Source organism: Burkholderia sp. A2 (genome assembly GCF_001729305.1).
In the GTDB taxonomy this organism is placed as follows: Bacteria; Pseudomonadota; Gammaproteobacteria; order Burkholderiales; family Burkholderiaceae; genus Burkholderia; species Burkholderia sola.
Window position 1 is genome coordinate 67261 of sequence record NZ_LZXX01000101.1, and the last position, 17043, is coordinate 84303.

The 17043-nt window shown below is 69.1% G+C and carries 15 protein-coding genes and 1 riboswitch; of the genes, 4 read left to right on the top strand and 11 right to left on the bottom strand.

The window, feature by feature from the left end:
* Positions 1 to 177 precede the first annotated feature (177 nt).
* Positions 178 to 1842, top strand: a complete 1665-nt coding sequence (locus tag A9Z05_RS20005) for a tetratricopeptide repeat protein (protein WP_069619630.1) — start codon at positions 178 to 180, stop codon at positions 1840 to 1842.
* Positions 1843 to 1899: 57 nt separating this feature from the next.
* Here A9Z05_RS20005 and lnt read toward each other — a convergent pair whose 3' ends face one another.
* The 8 genes from lnt to A9Z05_RS20040 form a co-directional block, all read right to left on the bottom strand.
* Positions 1900 to 3603: an apolipoprotein N-acyltransferase gene (gene lnt, locus A9Z05_RS20010; protein ID WP_069619611.1), complete on the bottom strand. Its 1704-nt coding sequence runs from the start codon at positions 3601 to 3603 to the stop codon at positions 1900 to 1902.
* 52 nt (positions 3604 to 3655) lie between these two features.
* Positions 3656 to 4543, bottom strand: a complete 888-nt coding sequence (locus A9Z05_RS20015; RefSeq protein ID WP_021160150.1) for an HlyC/CorC family transporter — start codon at positions 4541 to 4543, stop codon at positions 3656 to 3658.
* 293 nt (positions 4544 to 4836) lie between these two features.
* Positions 4837 to 4986 carry a hypothetical protein gene (locus A9Z05_RS36990; RefSeq protein ID WP_176730229.1) on the bottom strand — a complete coding sequence of 50 codons (150 nt, stop codon included), beginning with the start codon at positions 4984 to 4986 and terminating at the stop codon, positions 4837 to 4839.
* A 70-nt stretch (positions 4987 to 5056) separates the two neighbouring features.
* On the bottom strand, positions 5057 to 5689 hold the full coding sequence (locus tag A9Z05_RS20020) for a gamma-glutamylcyclotransferase (protein WP_069619612.1): 633 nt from the start codon (positions 5687 to 5689) through the stop codon (positions 5057 to 5059).
* 12 nt (positions 5690 to 5701) lie between these two features.
* A complete protein-coding gene (gene ybeY, locus A9Z05_RS20025) occupies positions 5702 to 6478 on the bottom strand; it encodes an rRNA maturation RNase YbeY (protein WP_069619613.1) in 777 nt (258 codons plus the stop codon).
* 152 nt (positions 6479 to 6630) lie between these two features.
* Positions 6631 to 7677: a PhoH family protein gene (locus A9Z05_RS20030; RefSeq protein ID WP_050014641.1), complete on the bottom strand. Its 1047-nt coding sequence runs from the start codon at positions 7675 to 7677 to the stop codon at positions 6631 to 6633.
* Between the two features lie 33 nt (positions 7678 to 7710).
* Complete coding sequence (miaB, locus tag A9Z05_RS20035) at positions 7711 to 9084, bottom strand: tRNA (N6-isopentenyl adenosine(37)-C2)-methylthiotransferase MiaB (RefSeq protein ID WP_069619614.1); 1374 nt, start codon at positions 9082 to 9084, stop codon at positions 7711 to 7713.
* Between the two features lie 213 nt (positions 9085 to 9297).
* Entirely contained in the window at positions 9298 to 10230 is a 933-nt protein-coding gene (locus tag A9Z05_RS20040) for a LysR family transcriptional regulator (RefSeq protein WP_069619615.1), read from the bottom strand.
* A gap of 147 nt (positions 10231 to 10377) precedes the next feature.
* Between A9Z05_RS20040 and A9Z05_RS20045 the strand changes: the two genes are divergently transcribed.
* From A9Z05_RS20045 to ribB, 3 genes are all read left to right on the top strand, one after another.
* Positions 10378 to 11553: an MFS transporter gene (locus tag A9Z05_RS20045; protein ID WP_069619616.1), complete on the top strand. Its 1176-nt coding sequence runs from the start codon at positions 10378 to 10380 to the stop codon at positions 11551 to 11553.
* Positions 11554 to 11772: 219 nt separating this feature from the next.
* Positions 11773 to 12459 carry a helix-turn-helix domain-containing protein gene (locus tag A9Z05_RS20050; RefSeq protein WP_069619617.1) on the top strand — a complete coding sequence of 229 codons (687 nt, stop codon included), beginning with the start codon at positions 11773 to 11775 and terminating at the stop codon, positions 12457 to 12459.
* Between the two features lie 178 nt (positions 12460 to 12637).
* A riboswitch (FMN riboswitch) is annotated at positions 12638 to 12786 on the top strand.
* Between the two features lie 118 nt (positions 12787 to 12904).
* Positions 12905 to 13615, top strand: coding sequence for a 3,4-dihydroxy-2-butanone-4-phosphate synthase (ribB, locus tag A9Z05_RS20055; RefSeq protein ID WP_006489272.1), 711 nt, complete (start codon positions 12905 to 12907; stop codon positions 13613 to 13615).
* A gap of 71 nt (positions 13616 to 13686) precedes the next feature.
* Here ribB and A9Z05_RS20060 read toward each other — a convergent pair whose 3' ends face one another.
* The 3 genes from A9Z05_RS20060 to glpK all read right to left on the bottom strand — a co-directional run bounded on the left by A9Z05_RS20060 (position 13687) and on the right by glpK (position 16956).
* Positions 13687 to 14373 carry an HAD family phosphatase gene (locus tag A9Z05_RS20060; RefSeq protein ID WP_069619618.1) on the bottom strand — a complete coding sequence of 229 codons (687 nt, stop codon included), beginning with the start codon at positions 14371 to 14373 and terminating at the stop codon, positions 13687 to 13689.
* A 283-nt stretch (positions 14374 to 14656) separates the two neighbouring features.
* Positions 14657 to 15373 carry an MIP/aquaporin family protein gene (locus tag A9Z05_RS20070; protein WP_050014615.1) on the bottom strand — a complete coding sequence of 239 codons (717 nt, stop codon included), beginning with the start codon at positions 15371 to 15373 and terminating at the stop codon, positions 14657 to 14659.
* 80 nt (positions 15374 to 15453) lie between these two features.
* Positions 15454 to 16956 (bottom strand): glycerol kinase GlpK, encoded by a 1503-nt coding sequence (gene glpK / locus A9Z05_RS20075; RefSeq protein ID WP_011546147.1) that lies wholly within the window; start codon positions 16954 to 16956, stop codon positions 15454 to 15456.
* Positions 16957 to 17043: the final 87 nt, after the last annotated feature.

The following is a 17043-nucleotide window of genomic DNA, read 5'->3' on the forward strand; positions in this document are numbered from 1 at the left end:
GGATGCGGGCACCGCCGGCCCGTTTCCGGCGGCCCGCGCACCCATGGCCCGCATGCGCCGCGCAGCCGCGTGCGGGGCCGCCGCGACGCGCATGCCGCGGCGCTTCGCGCGGGCGGTAAGATGCGCGTATTGCGGCGCGCGATGCGTGCCGCGTCACCGCTTGCCGACGCTTACTGCATGGACGAACCGACCGACATCCTGATTCCGCTGCTTCCGCCGTTCCTCGGGCTGCTCGGGCAGGCCGCCGACGCGCGGACGCGCGGCGAGCACGCCGCACACCAACTGTGGCTTGCCGCCGCCGCCCATCTGCATGCGGTCGATGCGCCGGCAATCGCGCAGCTCACGGCCACGCTCGTCGCGCGGCAGCGCACGGACGACGCGATTGCGCTCGCCGAATGCGCGGCGCGCGCGCAGCCGGGCGCGGCCACCCACTTCAACCACGGCTACGCGCTGCAGATGGCCGGCCGTCACGCGGAGGCGGTTGCGCCGTACCGCGCGGCGCTCGCGATCGATGCAGGCTGGCCGTCGCTGCGCAACAACCTCGCGATCGCGCTGCGCTTGTCGGGCGCGAGTCGCGCGGAGGAAATCGCGCTGCTCGACGCGGCCGTGAAGCACGATCCGCGGGACGTGCAGGCATGGATCAACCTCGTCGTCGCGCGGATCGCGACGCACGACCTCGACGGCGCGCTCGCGTGCGCCGCGCGGCTCGCGGACCTCGCGCCCGACAACGCGCTCGCGATGAACAACGTCGCAATGGCGATGAAGGAGGCGCAGCGCTGGGACGACGCCGAACGCCATGCGGCGCGTGCATGCGAGCTGGCGCCCGACGACGCGTCGTTCCGCTTCAATCTCGCGATCATCCAGCTCGTGCGCGGCAACTACGCGGCGGGCTGGCGCGGCCATGAGGCGCGCTGGGACGGCGCGGGCGAGCTGCGCGGCCGCCGGCCGGCGCTGCCGGGTCCGCGCTGGCAGGGCGAGCCGCTCGCCGGCAAGACGCTGCTGGTATGGGGCGAGCAGGGGCTCGGCGACGTGCTGCAGTTCTGCCGCTTCGTCGCGCCGCTCGCCGAACGCGTGCATCGCGAGGGCGGCCGGCTCGCGTGGAATACGTTTCCGGCGCTCGGCACGCTGATGCAGCGCAGCCTCGGCGCGCACGCGGACGTGTTCGGCGCGGGCGGCGGCGTCGATGCGCTGCCGGCATTCGATTACGAAGTGCCGCTGATCGGCCTGCCGCTGATGCTCGGCATGGAGGCGTCGACGCTCGCCGCGTCGGTGCCGTACCTGCGGGCCGAGCCGGCCGCATGCGACGCATGGCGCGCACGGCTGGCGGGCGACGGCCGGCTGAAGGTGGGGCTCGTGTGGACGGGCAGCGCGGGCCACCAGCGCAACCCGTTCCGGCGCGTCGGGCTCGAGCGCTACGCGAACGCGTTTCGCGGGATCGACGGCGTCACGTTTTATTCGCTGCAGCCGGGGGCGGACGCGGATGTCGCCGCCGCGCGTGCGGCTGGTTTCGCGATCGAAGACTACACGGACGAATTGAAGCGCTTCGACGATACGGCCGCATTCATCGGCGCGCTTGATCTCGTGATCACCGTGTGCACGTCGGTCGCGCATCTGGCCGGCGCGCTCGGCGCGCGCACCTGGGTGCTGCTCGACGTGAATCCGCACTGGCCATGGCTGCTCGATCGCCGGGACAGCCCGTGGTATCCGACCGCGACGTTGTACCGGCAGCCGACGTTCGGCGCATGGGCGCCGGTGATGGAGGAAGTGGGCCGCGACCTGCGGGCCCTCGCCGCGCAGCCGGAACCATCGGCTCGATCGGAGCGGCCGGCCCGGCAGGCCTGAGCGGCCGGCCGGTTCGCGGTCACTGGCCGCCGCGCGCGGCGGCGGCGGTCCGCTGCATCATTCCGCTTCGCCGCCGCCGGGCTGCTTCCGGCCGTTGCGCCGACGCAGCCCGGGCCCGAACGTGAAGCCGAACGCGAGCAGCACGAACGACACCGCGAGCACGATGTTGTTGCCGCTCGTCACGTACGGCGTGAAGCCGCTCGTGCCTTCGATCCGCACGTCGAGCGAGCCGATCGTGAACGGCTTCAACTGACCGAGCACGCGGCCGCGTGCGTCGATCGCGGCCGTCATCCCCGTATTGGTCGAACGCAGCATCGGCCGGCCCGTTTCGAGCGAGCGCATCCGCGCGATCTGCAGGTGCTGGTCGAGCGCGATCGTGTCACCGAACCACGCGAGGTTCGTCACGTTGACGAGCACGCCGGGCGGCTGCGGATTGTCGCGGATCGTCGCGGCGATTTCCTCGCCGAACAAATCCTCGTAGCAGATATCGGCCATCACCGGCTGGTTGTGCACGAGGAACGGCTTCTGCACCGGCGCGCCGCGCGCGAAGTCGCCGAGCGGCATCTTCATCAGGTTGACGAACCACCGGAAGCCCCACGGAATGAATTCGCCGAAGGGCACGAGGTGATGCTTGTCGTAGTGATAGATGTCGCGCGAATTCGGCGTCACGCCGTACAGGCTGTTCGTGTAGTCGACGTAGCGGCCGTCCTCGGTCACCGACGCGCCGACCGCGCCGAACAGCACGGCCGAGCCGGTCGTGTCGCTGAACTTGCGGATCGCGACGGCGAACGGCTCGGGCAATTCCTGGATCATCACCGCGATCGCGGTCTCGGGCGTGACGATCAGGTCGGCCGGCTTCTCGACGATCATCTGCTGGTACATCTTGATCGCCGCGTCGATGCCTTCCTGCTCGAACTTGATGTCCTGCTTCACGTTGCCCTGCAGCAGTCGCACGGTGAGCGGCGCGTTCGCGGGCACGGTCCACGTGACCTGCGACAGCCCGACGCCGGCCGCGACGAGCGCGACGGCGATGCCGGCCGGCGCGGCGATGCGCACGCGAGCGTCGCCGCTCGATGCGCCGGCGTCGCCGTCACGCACCGGCGACGGCCGCGCGGCGGCGAGCGCCTGCACGACGAGTGCGGCGAACAGCGCGAGCACCCACGCGATCCCGTACACGCCGACCACCGGCGCAAAGCCCGCGAACGGGCCATCGACCTGCGGGTAGCCGCTGCCGAGCCACGGAAAGCCGGTGAACACGGTGCCGCGCAGCCATTCGCCGAGCGCCCATGCGCTCGCGAACGCGAACGCGCCGTGCCAGGTCGGCGAGAACGGCCGCGGGTCGGGCTCGCGGCGGTGCCACGCATGACCGGCGCAGAACGACCACAGCCCGGCCGAGAACGCCGGGTACAGCGACAGGTACAGCGCGAACAGCACGAGCGCGCCGCCCGCGAGCGGCGCGGCCATCTCGCCGTACACGTGCATGCTGATGTAGAGCCACCAGACGCCGCTGATGAAGTTGCCGAAGCCGAACGCGCCGCCGGTGAGCGCGGCGCCGCGCCAGCTCGACGTGCGCGTCAGCTGCGCGAAAAACCAGACGAATACGACGAGCTGCAGCCAGCCGCCATGCGGCGTGGGCGCGAAGCTGAGCGTATTGGCCGCGCCGGCGAGCAGCGCGGCCGGATAGTGCCAGCGCGGCAGCGCGCGGCCGGGCGCCGGCGCGAGAAGGCCGCCAGCCGGGCGGGACGGAATCGGATCGTCCATGTGAAGCGGAAGAGGGCGAGCGGTTGAAGGAGGCGCGGCTGGCGCGGAACGGTCAGTCTTCGTGCGAGGTTTCGGCGCGACGGCTGGCGAGCGGGTTGCGGCGCACCAGCAGCACATGAACCTGGCGCGCATCGCCGCGCTGGATTTCGAACACGAGGTTGCCGAGTTGCAGCTTCTCGCCGCGGTGCGGCACGCGTCCGAAATGATGGGTGATCAGGCCGCCGATCGTGTCGACTTCGTCGTCGGGGAAATCGGTGCCGAACGTCTCGTTGAACTGCTCGATCTCGGTGAGCGCGCGTACGCGGTAGCGGCCGTCCGGCCCCGAGATGATGTTGCCGGCTTCCTCGTCGAAGTCGTATTCGTCCTCGATGTCGCCGACGATCTGTTCGAGCACGTCCTCGATCGTGATCAGGCCCGCGACGCCGCCGTATTCGTCGACGACGATCGCCAGGTGGTTGCGGTTCACGCGGAAGTCGTGCAGCAGCACGTTCAGGCGCTTCGATTCCGGAATGAACACGGCCGGGCGCAGCATCCCGCGCACGTCGAACTCCTCCTCGGCATAGAAGCGCAGCAGATCCTTCGCGAGCAGCACGCCGATCACGTTGTCGCGGTTCTCCTCGTATACGGGGTAGCGCGAGTGCGCCTTTTCGAGGACGAACGGGATGAAATCCTCGGGCTTGTCGGCGATGTTGATCGCGTCCATCTGCGCGCGCGGCACCATGATGTCGCGCGCGCACAGATCGGAGACCTGGAACACGCCTTCGATCATCGACAGCGAATCGGCGTCGATCAGGTTGCGTTCGTGGGCGTCCTGGAGGATTTCCAGCAGCTCGCCGCGGGATTCGGGCTCGGGCGAGATGAAGTCGGTCAGGCGCTCGAGCAGCGAGCGCTTTTCTTGCGGTTTGTCGGTTGGCTTACGACTGGGATACGAATCGTTCATGGTGGTGCGCCCGGGTCATGCCGGGGCGCGCGGTCACGGAGTAGGCAAGGATACACCAAGGGCACGACGCGACCGTGTCACCCGGCCGTACGGCCAGGGTGGGCGGCTCGCGCGGGCCCCGCTCGCGGACGGCCGCGCCGGGCGCGTCGTCGTCGGGTCCATCCTATCGCAGAAAGCGCCGGCGGGGCGCGGCGGCAAAAAAATGGCGGCGGGCAGGGCGCCGCGGCCGGACACGGGAAACGGCCGGCGACGGCGGCATTCCGCCGCAGGCGGGCGCACGCGTCGCGCGCCGCTCAGAACCGCATGCCGGCCGAGCAGCCGCCGGCGGCCGCGCCGTTGGTCGCGGCGCCGCCGCAGCCGAGTATTCCGCAGCCGGACAGCGCGACGCTCGCGACGACGAGCAGTGCGGCGATCCTGCAACGCGACCGGCGTGACGGTTTCATCGGGTGTGTCCTCGTGCGGATGCGCGGGTGGCGCGGAGTCGCATGGCGGCAGCCCGCGCGTCGTGCCGGATCACCGGCATCGCGCGAGCAACCCTTCGAGCGCGCGGTCGGGGATGCCGCTCGCGCGCAGCGCATCGACCGTGCGGCTCACGTAGTCGAGCGTCGTGCCGTAGCGGCCGGCCGCGCAGCGGAACACTTCCTTGACGACGGGGTCGGTCAGCTTGCCCGTATAGGTCGGTGCGTCGCGGCGCATCACGAACGCGAGCGCGTTCACGCGTTCGCCGGTCTCGAGCGAGCACGGCAGCCACGCGGGCCGGTACGAGCCCATCGGCATTTCGCGCTTCCACAACGTCTCGAGATGCGGCTGCGCGGTCGGGCCGGAGAGCCGGAATGCGATGCCCGAGCACGAGCCGCCGCGATCGAGCGCGAGCACGAGGCCCGGCCGTTCGGGGGTGCCGCGATTCACGCGCGACCACAGGTAGAGCCCGCGATGGTAGCCGTGCACCTTGCCGCGCACGGCGGCGACGGTCGGCAGCCCGGGGTTCCAGATCAGCGAGCCATAGCCGAACAGCCAGAGATCCTGCCGGCCGTCCCAGTCGCGCATCGTCTGCGCGAGCGACGCCGCGAGCTCGTCTTCCGTCAGCAGGCGTCCTTCGCCGATCGACGGCGGGTAGGCGGGCGGCAGCATCGCGGCGTTGCGCATCGGGCGGACGGCTTACTGGTACGGGTTCGGGAAACCCAGTTTCGCGAGAATGTCGACCTCGAGCGCTTCCATTTCGGCCGCGTCCTCGTCGCTCGTCTCGTGGTCGTAGCCCTGCGCGTGCAGCGCGCCGTGCACCAGCAGGTGCGCGTAATGGGCCGCGAGCGGCTTGCCCTGCTCGTGCGCTTCCTTCTCGACCACCGGGCAGCACAGCACGAGGTCGCCGATCACGGTGCCGTCGGGCGCCGGGTCGTACGCGAAGGTCAGCACGTTGGTCGGATAGTCCTTGTGGCGGTAGCCGGCGTTCAGCGTACGGCCTTCGTTCTCGCCGACGAAGCGCACGGTGAGCTGCGCGCTCGCGAACAGCGCCGGCTCGATCCATTCGGCGATCAGCTTGCGCTTCGGCAGCGTCTTGCGCACGTCGCTCGTGATCTCGTCGCCGTACTGCACGGACAGGTCGAATTCCAGCGCGCGCGGCTCGTCTTCGGGATCGTCCTCGCGCGGCGCGAACTCGGCGCCGACGTGCAGCGTCACGCTGTCGTAGTGCTCGGGCTGCAGCGCGAGCTTCGCGCGCATCGCCGGATCGTTGTGCTGCGCGACGATCGCGACGGCCGCGTCGCCCGAGCTGCCCGACAGGTCGAACATCAGGCTGCGGCCGTCCGGGAAGTCGATCCGCAGCCCTTGCGCGTTGACGGTCCGGGCTTTGCCCTTCGCGTCGAACAGCGAAAGGCGGGGGGATTCGGACGCGGCGGACGGGGCGCGGCCGGACTTGCGGGAACGGGAGGATTTCATGACGCGTGCGGCGATTGGGACGCGTTGAGGATACACCAAACGGCCGATCGCGCCCGAATTCGGACCGGCCGTGCGCGGGCGAAAAAAAGCCCGGCGCGCCGTCTGGCGGGCCGGGCCGGCAGGCCGGGGGAGCGCGCGGGCGGCCGCGCCGCTCAGCCGTCCTGATGCTGCGCGTGGAACTCGTCGTACGCCTCGACGATGCGCGCGACGAGCGGATGGCGCACGACGTCCGCGCTCGTGAAGCGCGTGAGCGCGATGCCGCGTACGCCGCCGAGCACCTGCTGCGCCTCGACGAGGCCGCTCTTGTGGCCGCGCGGCAGGTCGACCTGACTCGTGTCGCCGGTCACGACGGCCTTCGAGCCGAAGCCGATCCGCGTGAGGAACATCTTCATCTGCTCGGGCGTCGTGTTCTGCGCCTCGTCGAGGATGATGAACGCGTGGTTCAGCGTGCGGCCGCGCATGTACGCGAGCGGTGCGATCTCGATCATCTGGCGCTCGAACATCTTGGCCGTCTTGTCGAAGCCGAGCAGGTCGTACAGCGCGTCGTACAGCGGGCGCAGGTACGGGTCGACCTTCTGCGCGAGATCGCCCGGCAGGAAGCCAAGCCGCTCGCCGGCCTCGACGGCCGGGCGCGTCAGAACGATCCGCTTGACCTGGTCGCGTTCGAGCGCGTCGACCGCGCACGCGACCGCGAGGTAGGTCTTGCCGGTGCCGGCCGGCCCGATGCCGAACGTCACGTCGTGCTGCAGGATCTGCTTCAGGTATTCGCGCTGCGCGGGCGTGCGGCCGCGCAGGTCGGCGCGCCGCGTGTAGAGCTTCGGCCCCGGCTCTTCCTCCGGTTCGCTGGCGTCGAGCTGCGCGACGGGCTCGTCGAACGGATGGTCGGGGTCGCCGCGAAAACGCACGTCGAGCGTGTCCTGGCGGCCGTTGCCGGCCGTGTGGCGCACTTCGACCAGCGCGAGCTGGATGTCGTCGACCGACAGCGGATCGCGCGCGCGGTTGTAGAAGTTTTCGAGCGCGGCGAGCGCGAGCTTGGCGCCGCGCCCGCGGATCGTGATCCGGTGGCCGCGCCGCGCGAGCGTGACGTCGAGCGCCTGTTCGATCTGCCGCAGGTTTTCGTCGAGCGGACCGCAGAGGTTGGCGAGGCGCGCGTTGTCGTCGCGCGGGGCGGTGAATTCCAGTGCTTGGACGGTCTTCAAAGTAGCGTCGGGCTCCTGTCGGGCGGCGGTCGGTCAGTGGGTGGCCGCGCTCGCGTCGTCGCTGACGAGCACGAGCTCGCCGCGCAGCGAGTGCGGGTACGCATGGTTGATCTTCACGTCGATCATCTGGCCGATCAGGCGCGGGTGCGACGCGAGCGGCGCCGGGAAATTCACCACACGGTTGTTCTCGGTGCGGCCCGCGAGCTCGTTCGGGTCCTTGCGCGACGGGCCCTCGACGAGGATCCGCTCGACCTTCCCGACCATCGACTGGCTGATGCGCGCGACGTTCTCCTCGATCGTCGCCTGCAGATGTTGCAGGCGTTTGAGCTTCACTTCGCGCGGCGTGTCGTCGGCGAGGTTCGCGGCCGGCGTGCCGGGGCGCGGGCTGTAGATGAACGAGAAGCTGGTGTCGTAGCTCATCTCGTGCACGAGCGCCATCATCTTGTCGAAATCCTCGTCGGTCTCGCCGGGGAAGCCGACGATCATGTCGGTCGACAGCGACAGGTCCGGGCGGATCGCGCGCAGCTTGCGGATCACCGACTTGTATTCGAGCACCGTGTAGCCGCGCTTCATCGCCATCAGGATGCGGTCGGAGCCGTGCTGGACCGGCAGGTGCAGGTGGCTCACGAGCTTCGGCACCTTCGCGTACGTGTCGATCAGGCGCTGCGTGAATTCCTTCGGGTGCGACGTCGTGTAGCGGATCCGCTCGATGCCGGGGATGTCGGCGACGTATTCGATCAGCGTCGCGAAATCGGCGATGTCGGTCGAACCGGCCGCGAGCGCGCCTCGGTAGGCGTTCACGTTCTGGCCGAGCAGCGTGACTTCGCGCACGCCCTGGTCGGCGAGGCCGGCCACTTCGGTCAGCACGTCGTCGAGCGGGCGCGATACTTCATCGCCGCGCGTGTACGGCACGACGCAGTAGCTGCAGTATTTCGAGCAGCCTTCCATGATCGACACGAACGCGCTCGGCCCCTCGACGCGCGCGGGCGGCAGGTGGTCGAACTTCTCGATTTCGGGGAACGTGATGTCGACCTGCGCGCGGCCGCTCGCGCGGCGCGCGTCGATCATCTGCGGCAGGCGGTGCAGCGTTTGCGGGCCGAACACGAGGTCGACGTACGGCGCGCGCGACACGATCGACGCGCCTTCCTGGCTCGCGACGCAGCCGCCGACGCCGATCAGCAGGCCGGGCTTCGCGTCCTTCAGCTCGCGCACGCGGCCGAGATCGGAGAACACCTTCTCCTGCGCCTTCTCGCGCACGGAGCACGTGTTGAACAGGATGATGTCCGCGTCTTCCGGCGTGTCGGTCTTTTCGAGGCCTTCGGCCGCATTGAGCACGTCTACCATCTTGTCCGAGTCGTACTCGTTCATCTGGCAGCCGAAGGTCTTTACGTAAACTTTCTTGGTCATGGGGATTCGCCGTTCGCAGTGGTTGACCTGGGGGCGTCGTCAAGGGTGAATCGGGACGGCCGTGCGCGGCACGCGAACGCGCGCATCGGACAGGAAAGGCCGTCGGGAAAGCCTTCCATTATAGCTTTTCACGCCACGACGGACGGGCGGCCGGTTGCGGGCGCGCGACGCCGGTTTTCGCGTTCCGACCCCGGTAGCGTGGCGGGCCGGCCGTCAGCGGCATGCGTTCAGCAGGTCGTCGAGCGCGGCTTCCTCGCGCGCGAAGCGTTCGGCGAGAAAGTCGAGCAGCACGCGTACGCGCGGCGCCATGTAGCGCTTGCTGTGATAGATCGCGTGCAGCGGCGCGTCCTGGTGCCGCCAGTCGGGCAGCAGCACGCGCAGCCGGCCCGCGCGGACGTCGTCGGCGATGTCCCACAGCGACTTCAGCGCAATGCCGTGGCCGCGCAGCGTCCATTCGCGCGTGAGGCCGCCGTCGTTGGTCTCGAACGCGGTCGACACCGGCACCGTATGGATCTGCACTTCGTCGCCGCGCGTGAAATGCCAGGTGTTCATCGGACCGGACGCGATCGTGATCACGTTGCAAGGAAAGCGGGCCAGATCATGCGGGTCGGCCGGCACGCCATGGCGTTCGATGAACGACGGCGCCGCGCACAGCACGCGCCGGTTGGTCGCGAGCCGGCGGGCGATCAGCGCGCCGTCGGGCGGCGCGGCGAAGCGGATCGCGAGGTCGATCTCGTCCTGCCACAGGTTCGACGATGAATCCGACGCCGTCAGCGAGAACGTGACGCCCGGATGCAGCGTCGTGAATTCGTGGAGCCAGTCGAGCAACTGGTGGCGGCCGAAATCGGACGTCGACGACAGCCGCACCTTGCCGCTCACGACGTTGCGGCCTTCCTGCAGCATCGCATCCGCGTCGTCGAGCGCCTGCAGCGCCTGGCGGCAGCAGTTCAGGTACAGCTTGCCTTCGTCGGTGAGCCGCAACTGCCGCGTCGAGCGCTCGAACAGCCGCGTCGCGATCTTCGCCTCGAGCTTCGCGAGCCGCGCGCTCGCGGCGGCCGGCGTGAGGTTCAGCTTGCGCCCGGCGGCGGACAGGCTGCCCAGCTCGGCCGCCTCGACGAACAGCCGGATGTCGCCCAGTCGGTCCATGCGATTTTCCAGAAATATTTGAAAATGGTTCAAATGCCACGCCAATTATCAAATATAGGCGTCTTCGGGACAATGCGCGCACATCCCGCTTTCTTGTGCGGTGCGGCACCGACCGGGCGCCGCAGCCGCCGCCTTCCGGAGAACGTCATGCCCATTCCGTTACTGGCGCTCGCGATCAGCGCCTTCGCCATCGGTACCACCGAATTCATCATCATGGGCCTGCTGCCCGAAGTCGCGCACGACCTCGCCGTGTCGCTGCCGTCGGCCGGCCTGCTCGTCACCGGCTACGCGCTCGGCGTCGCGGTCGGCGCGCCGCTGCTCGCGGTGCTGACGAGCCGCATGCCGCGCAAGGCCGCGCTGCAGTTGCTGATGGCGATCTTCATCGTCGGCAACGTGCTGTGCGCGACGGCGTCCGGCTACGCGATGCTGATGGTCGCGCGCGTCGTCACGTCGTTCGCGCACGGCTCGTTCTTCGGCATCGGCGCGGTGGTCGCCGCGTCGCTCGTGCCGGCCGACAAGCGCGCGAGCGCGATCGCGCTGATGTTCACGGGGCTCACGCTGTCGAACGTGCTCGGCGTGCCGTTCGGCACGTTCGTCGGCCAACTGCTCGGCTGGCGCGCATCGTTCTGGATCGTCGCCGCGCTCGGCGTGCTCGCGCTCGGCGGCGTGGCCGCGCTGGTGCCGAACCGCCACGACAGCGGGCCGGTCGGCCTCGGCCACGAAGTGCGCGTGCTGAAGGAGCCGCAGGTGTGGCTCGCGTTGCTGATGACCGTGCTCGGCTTCGGCGGCGTGTTCGTCGTGTTCACGTACATCGCGCCGATTCTCGAGACCGTGTCGGGCTACTCGCCGCGCGCGGTCGCGCTGATCCTCGTGCTGTTCGGCGCGGGCCTGACGATCGGCAATACGATCGGCGGCAAGCTGGCCGACCGCGCGCTGATGCCGTCGCTGATCGCGATCCTCGTCGCGCTGATGGCCGTGATGGCCGTGTTCGCGAAGACGAGCCACCTGCCGGTCGCGGTCGCGGTCACCGTGTTCGTCTGGGGGATCGCCGCATTCGCGACGGTGCCGCCGCTGCAGGCGCGCGTGGTCGAGAAAGCCGCGAGCGCGCCGCATCTCGCGTCGACGCTGAACATCGGCGCGTTCAACGTCGGCAATGCGGGCGGTGCGTGGCTCGGTGGCGTCGCGCTGGAACACGGCTTCGCGCTCGATGCGCTGCCGTGGGTCGCGGTCGCGGTGACGTTCGCGGCGCTGGTCGTCACGTGGCTCGCCATGCGGCTCGATGCGCGCGGCCCGGCGCGCGGCGCGGCGCCGGCGGCGCAGTGAGCGTCCCCACGGCGCCCTGCGCGGCGACGCCATAGCGGCGGGAAAAGGTTCGCGAGAAACGTATTCCTCCGCGATGCTGATAACGGTGTGAAGATAACTTCGTTTGCCCGTATCAGGCCGGGTGATAGCGTCTCGATACGCGCCAATGACCGGCGCAACCCGATTCCGATTCCGGCTTACCCCCTACGCAGGGCCGCGCAGCGGCCCGGAGGCAATGCTATGTCTTCATCCCTGGCGCTCGTGCGCGACGTGTCTTCCTTCGAGTCCGGCAATGCCGCCGACGGACGCGGCGCCGCGTCGCTCGACGTCCTCGAGCAGGTCGTCGGCGTGAACCTCGCGCGCTTGCGCGCCGAGCGGCAACTGTCGCTCGACGCGCTCGCGCGGCTGTCCGGCGTGTCGCGCGCGATGCTCGCGCAGATCGAATCCGCGCGCAGCGTGCCGTCGATCAAGGTGCTCTGCAAGATCGCCGCGGCGCTGAAGGTATCGGTCGCCGCGTTCCTGCGGCGCCATGCGGTGAACGGTTTCGAGCATCTGGCGGCCGAGCGCGCGTCGCGCGTCGTCAGCTCGAACGGCCGCTTCTCGGCGCGTGCGCTGTATCCGGAAGGCGAGCCGGCCGCGGCCGAATTCCACGAGCTGCGGATCGCGCCGCTGCATACCGAGCCCGGCGCGCGCCGCGCGCCCGGCACGACGGTCAACCTCGTCGTCAGCGAAGGCACGCTCGAAGTGAGCGTGCACGACCGCCGCCAGTTGCTCGCGACCGGCGACGCGATCGTGTTCGACGCCGACCAGCCGTACAGCCTGCGCAACCCGGGCGACAGCGAAGCGCGTGCGTTCCGCGTGACGGTGAGCCCCGAAGTGCCGCCGCGCTGGCTCGTGCCCGACGCGACGCACGCGGCCGTCAACTGATCGCGCAGGCTGCGCGGCGCGGCTGCGATCCGCGCTTTTCGCGGGATCGTGGGTTCGTCCGCCGGCCGTTCGGACGATGCCGTTAGACGGGGTCGTCAGTAAGGTTTTACGCTGCGCGTCGTGTGCGGCTGATGTATGCTTGGCCCGCCGGTCACGGGGTGTTCCCGCCCGGCAATCAGTGCGTCTTCAGGGCGGGGCGAAATTCCCCACCGGCGGTAGGCTGGCGTAAGCCGGCGAGCCCGCGAGCGCCCGCGCATCCGCGCGGGGTCAGCAGATCTGGTCAAATGCCAGAGCCGACGGTCATAGTCCGGATGAGAGAAGATGTGCAGATAGTCATGTCCGTCAGGGCCGCTTCGCGCTGCATGCGAAGCGGGTTGTCGTTCTGTCTGTTTGCAATGCCCTGAAACGTTTTTCGCCCAAATCGTATTTGCGAGGAGCGTTTCACATGTCCTTGATGTCCGTTTCGTCGGCGCCTGCCGACGCCTTTGCCGATCTCCCGTTGCTGGATTCCGAACCGGTGCCGCCGCGCATCGCCGCCGCGCTCGACGCGATGCGCGCGGGCCGCGCGGTCGTGCTGCAGGACGACCACGACCGCGAGAACGAAGCCGACCTGATCGTTGCCGCCGAGCGCATCACGCCCGAGACGATGGCGCTGCTGATTCGCGAGTGCAGCGGCATCGTGTGCCTGTGCCTCACCGACGACACGGTGCGCGCGCTCGAACTGCCGCCGATGGTGCAGACCAACGAAAGCCGCAACGGCACCGCGTTCACCGTGTCGATCGAGGCGCGCGAAGGCGTGCATACCGGCGTGTCGGCGGCCGATCGCGTGACGACGATCCGCGCGGCGATCGCCGACGGCGCGAAGCCGCACGACATCGTGCGCCCGGGCCACGTGTTTCCGTTGCGTGCGCAACCGGGCGGCGTGCTCGCGCGCCGCGGTCACACCGAAGGCACGGTCGACCTGTCGATCCTCGCGGGCCTGAAGCCGGCCGGCGTGCTGTGCGAGCTGATGAATCCGGACGGCACGATGACGCGCGGCGACGATGTCGAGCGCTTCGCGCAACGGCACGGGCTGCCGATGCTGACGATCGCGGAACTCGTCGAGTTTCGCGAGGCGCTGGCGGCGGCGCGTGAGCGCTGCTGCGAGCCGGCCTGAGCGAAGGAAAGGCGGGCGCGTTCGCGCGTCCGTGGCGCGGCCGGATCGACCCGATCCGGCTCGCATGACGATCAGGACTGCACGTCGCCGAATTCGCCGCGCATGCCGGCTTCGACGAGCGCCGGCAGTTCGTCCATCCTGCGCATGATCCGCGTGATGCCCATCGCGCGCAGCGCGTCCGCGTAGTTGTCGGGGATGTGGCTCGCGCCGACGAACGCGATTGTCTTCATCCCGGCCGCCCGCGCGGCATTCAACCCCGAGATGCTGTCCTCGACGACGACGCAGCGCGCCGGCGCGACACCGAGTGTTTGCGCCGCGTGCAGATAGACGTCGGGGTAGGGCTTCGGCCGCGCGACCTGTTCGGAACTGAACACCCGCTCGCCGAAGATCTCGGTGAGCGACGCCCGCTTCAGCGAGCTGCGCACGCGCACGAGCCGGCTGTTCGACACGACGGCGGCCGGCAGCGTGACCTTCAGCAGCGCGTCGCGCACGCCGCTGATCGGCGCGAGCGATTGCGCGAGCGCGACTTCGATGTTGTGCTCGATGGTCTCGATGAAGTTGGCGGGCATTTCGATCCCGAAGCGGGCTTCGATGCCGGTGAGGAAACGCGACGTCTGCTGGCCGAATGCCGACTTCGCGGCGGCTTCGAAATCGAGGTTCGGGAACGTGGCGGACAGCGTGTCGAGCAGCACGCGGTCGGCGATGACTTCGCTGTCGACGAGCACGCCGTCGCAGTCGCAGATAAGGTGATCGAGCATGGTGAGGAAAACGCGGGATATCGGCGACGCCGATCGATTCGCCATCATACGTGCTTTCACGCGCAGGCCCCGCGACGCGGCGGTAAATGTGCCCGATGCGGCGCATACGCGTGCCGGGAGCGTTCGGGCAAGAACGGCTCCGGCACGTCCGTCGCGATGCCGCCCGCATGGCGAATGTAGTCGGCCGGCGGCGCGCCCGGGCCGCGGCTCGTGACGGCCGACAGAAAAAAGAGGGGAGTGAAGCGCGCGACAGCGAACGCCGCGCGCTTCGTTCGCACCGCGATCAGGCCATCGCGTGCAGGCGCAGATACAGGCCGGCTGCCGCGGCGCCGCCGAGCAGCGGGCCGATCACCGGCACCCACGCATAGCGCCAGTCGCTGTCGCGCTTGCCCGGAATCGGCAGCAGCGCATGCATGATGCGCGGCGACAGGTCGCGCGCGGGGCTCATCGCATAGCCGGTCGGGCCGCCGAGCGAGATGCCGATGCCGAGCACCAGCAGGCCGACGGGCAGCGCGTCGAGTGCGCCGAGGCCGACCTGCGGCGACGCGAGGTACAGCACGCCGAGAATCAGCACGAACGTGCAGATCGCTTCGGTCAGCACGTTGTGCGTGGTGCTGCGGATCGCCGGCGCCGTGCAGAACACCGCGAGCTTCAGGTCCGCATCGGCTTCCTTCGCGAAGTGCTGGCGATACGCGAGCCATACGAGCAACGCGCCCGCCATCCCGCCGAGCATCTGCGCGAGCACGTAGCCGCCGACTTTCGACCACGCGAACTTGCCCGCGAGCGCGAGACTGATCGTGACGATCGGATTCAGGTGCGCGCCGCTGAACGACGCGGTCACGTAGACCGCGACGAATACCGCCATCGCCCAGCCCATCACGATCACGATCAGGTCCGCGCCTTTGCCCTTGGTCTTTGCAAGCAGCACGTTTGCGACCGCGCCGTTGCCGAGCAGCACGAGGATCGCGGTGCCGATGAATTCTGCAATATAAGGTGACATGATTGTCTCTCGAAGTCACGGCGGACTCGCGCGCTGCGCGGTCCGCCGGTGTTGTTGTATTTCGTTTGGCTTTATTTGGATTACTGGGTGTCGTCGGCCCATGCCTTCGCGGCGCGCACCGCACGCTGCCAGCCGGCCATGCGCTGCTCGACCTGCTCCTTCGGCATCGACGGTGCGAAGCGGCGATCGAGCTGCCACTGGTCGCGCACTTCGTCGAGATTCTTCCAGTAGCCGATCGCGAGGCCCGCGAGATAGGCCGCGCCGAGCGCGGTCGTCTCGGTGATCTGCGGACGCACCGCGTCGACGCCGAGCAGGTCGGCCTGGAACTGCATCAGCAGGTCGTTCGCGCTCGCGCCGCCGTCCACCCGCAGCTCGCCGATGCTGATGCCCGAATCGGCTTCCATCGCGGCCAGCACGTCGAGCGACTGGTACGCGATCGCATCGAGCGCCGCGCGCGCGAGGTGCGCGGCGCTCGTGCCGCGGGTGACGCCGAACACCGAGCCGCGCGCCCGCGCGTTCCAGTGCGGCGCGCCGAGGCCGGCGAACGCGGGCACGAGGTAGACGCCGTCGGTATGCGGCACGCTCGCGGCGAGCGCTTCGATCTCGGCGGCCGTCTTGATGAGGCCGACGCCGTCGCGCAGCCACTGCACGACCGCACCCGCGATGAAGATGCTGCCTTCCAGCGCGTACTGCACGTCGTCGCCGATCTGCCACGCGATCGTCGTGACGAGGTTGTTCTTCGACTCGATCGGCTTGTCGCCGGTGTTCATCATCAGGAAGCAGCCGGTGCCGTAGGTGTTCTTCACCATGCCCGACGTCGTGCACATCTGGCCGAACAGCGCCGCGTGCTGGTCGCCGGCGATACCCGCGAGCGGAATCTTCGACGCGAACACGGTGGTCTTCGTGTGGCCGTAGATCTCCGACGACGCCTTCACTTCCGGCAACATGCTGCGCGGGATGTCGAGCAGTTCGAGCAGCTCGCTGTCCCACTCGCGCGTATGGATGTTGAACAGCATCGTGCGCGACGCGTTCGTCACGTCGGTCACGTGCAGTTCGTGCTTCGTGAAGTTCCATACGAGCCAGCTGTCGACGGTGCCGAACGCGAGCTTGCCCTGGCGCGCCTTGTCGCGCGCGCCCGGCACGTTGTCGAGGATCCAGCGGATCTTCGTCGCGGAGAAGTACGAGTCGATGGGCAGGCCGGTCTTCGCGCGCACCTTCGCTTCGAGCCCTTGCTTCTTCAGCGAGTCGCAGAAGTCGGCCGTGCGGCGGTCCTGCCAGACGATCGCGTTGTAGACGGGCTGGCCCGTCTCGCGATCCCAGACGATCGTCGTCTCGCGCTGGTTCGTGATGCCGATCGCGGCGATCGACGTGCCGTTCAGTCCCGTGCGCGTGACGGCTTCCGCGGCGACGCCGGCTTGCGTCGACCAGATTTCCTGCGGGTCGTGCTCGACCCAGCCGGGTTGCGGGTAGATCTGTTCGAATTCCTTCTGGGCGATCGATACGATATTGCCCTGGCGATCGAACAGCATCGCGCGGGAACTCGTGGTGCCCTGGTCAAGCGCGAGGATGTACTGGTCCTGCATGTCTCTCATCTCCATCCGTGGATTGGCTTAGTTGTGATGCGCGCCGCATGTGGGCGGCGCGTCGGTGAATCAACGTCGGTCAGGCAA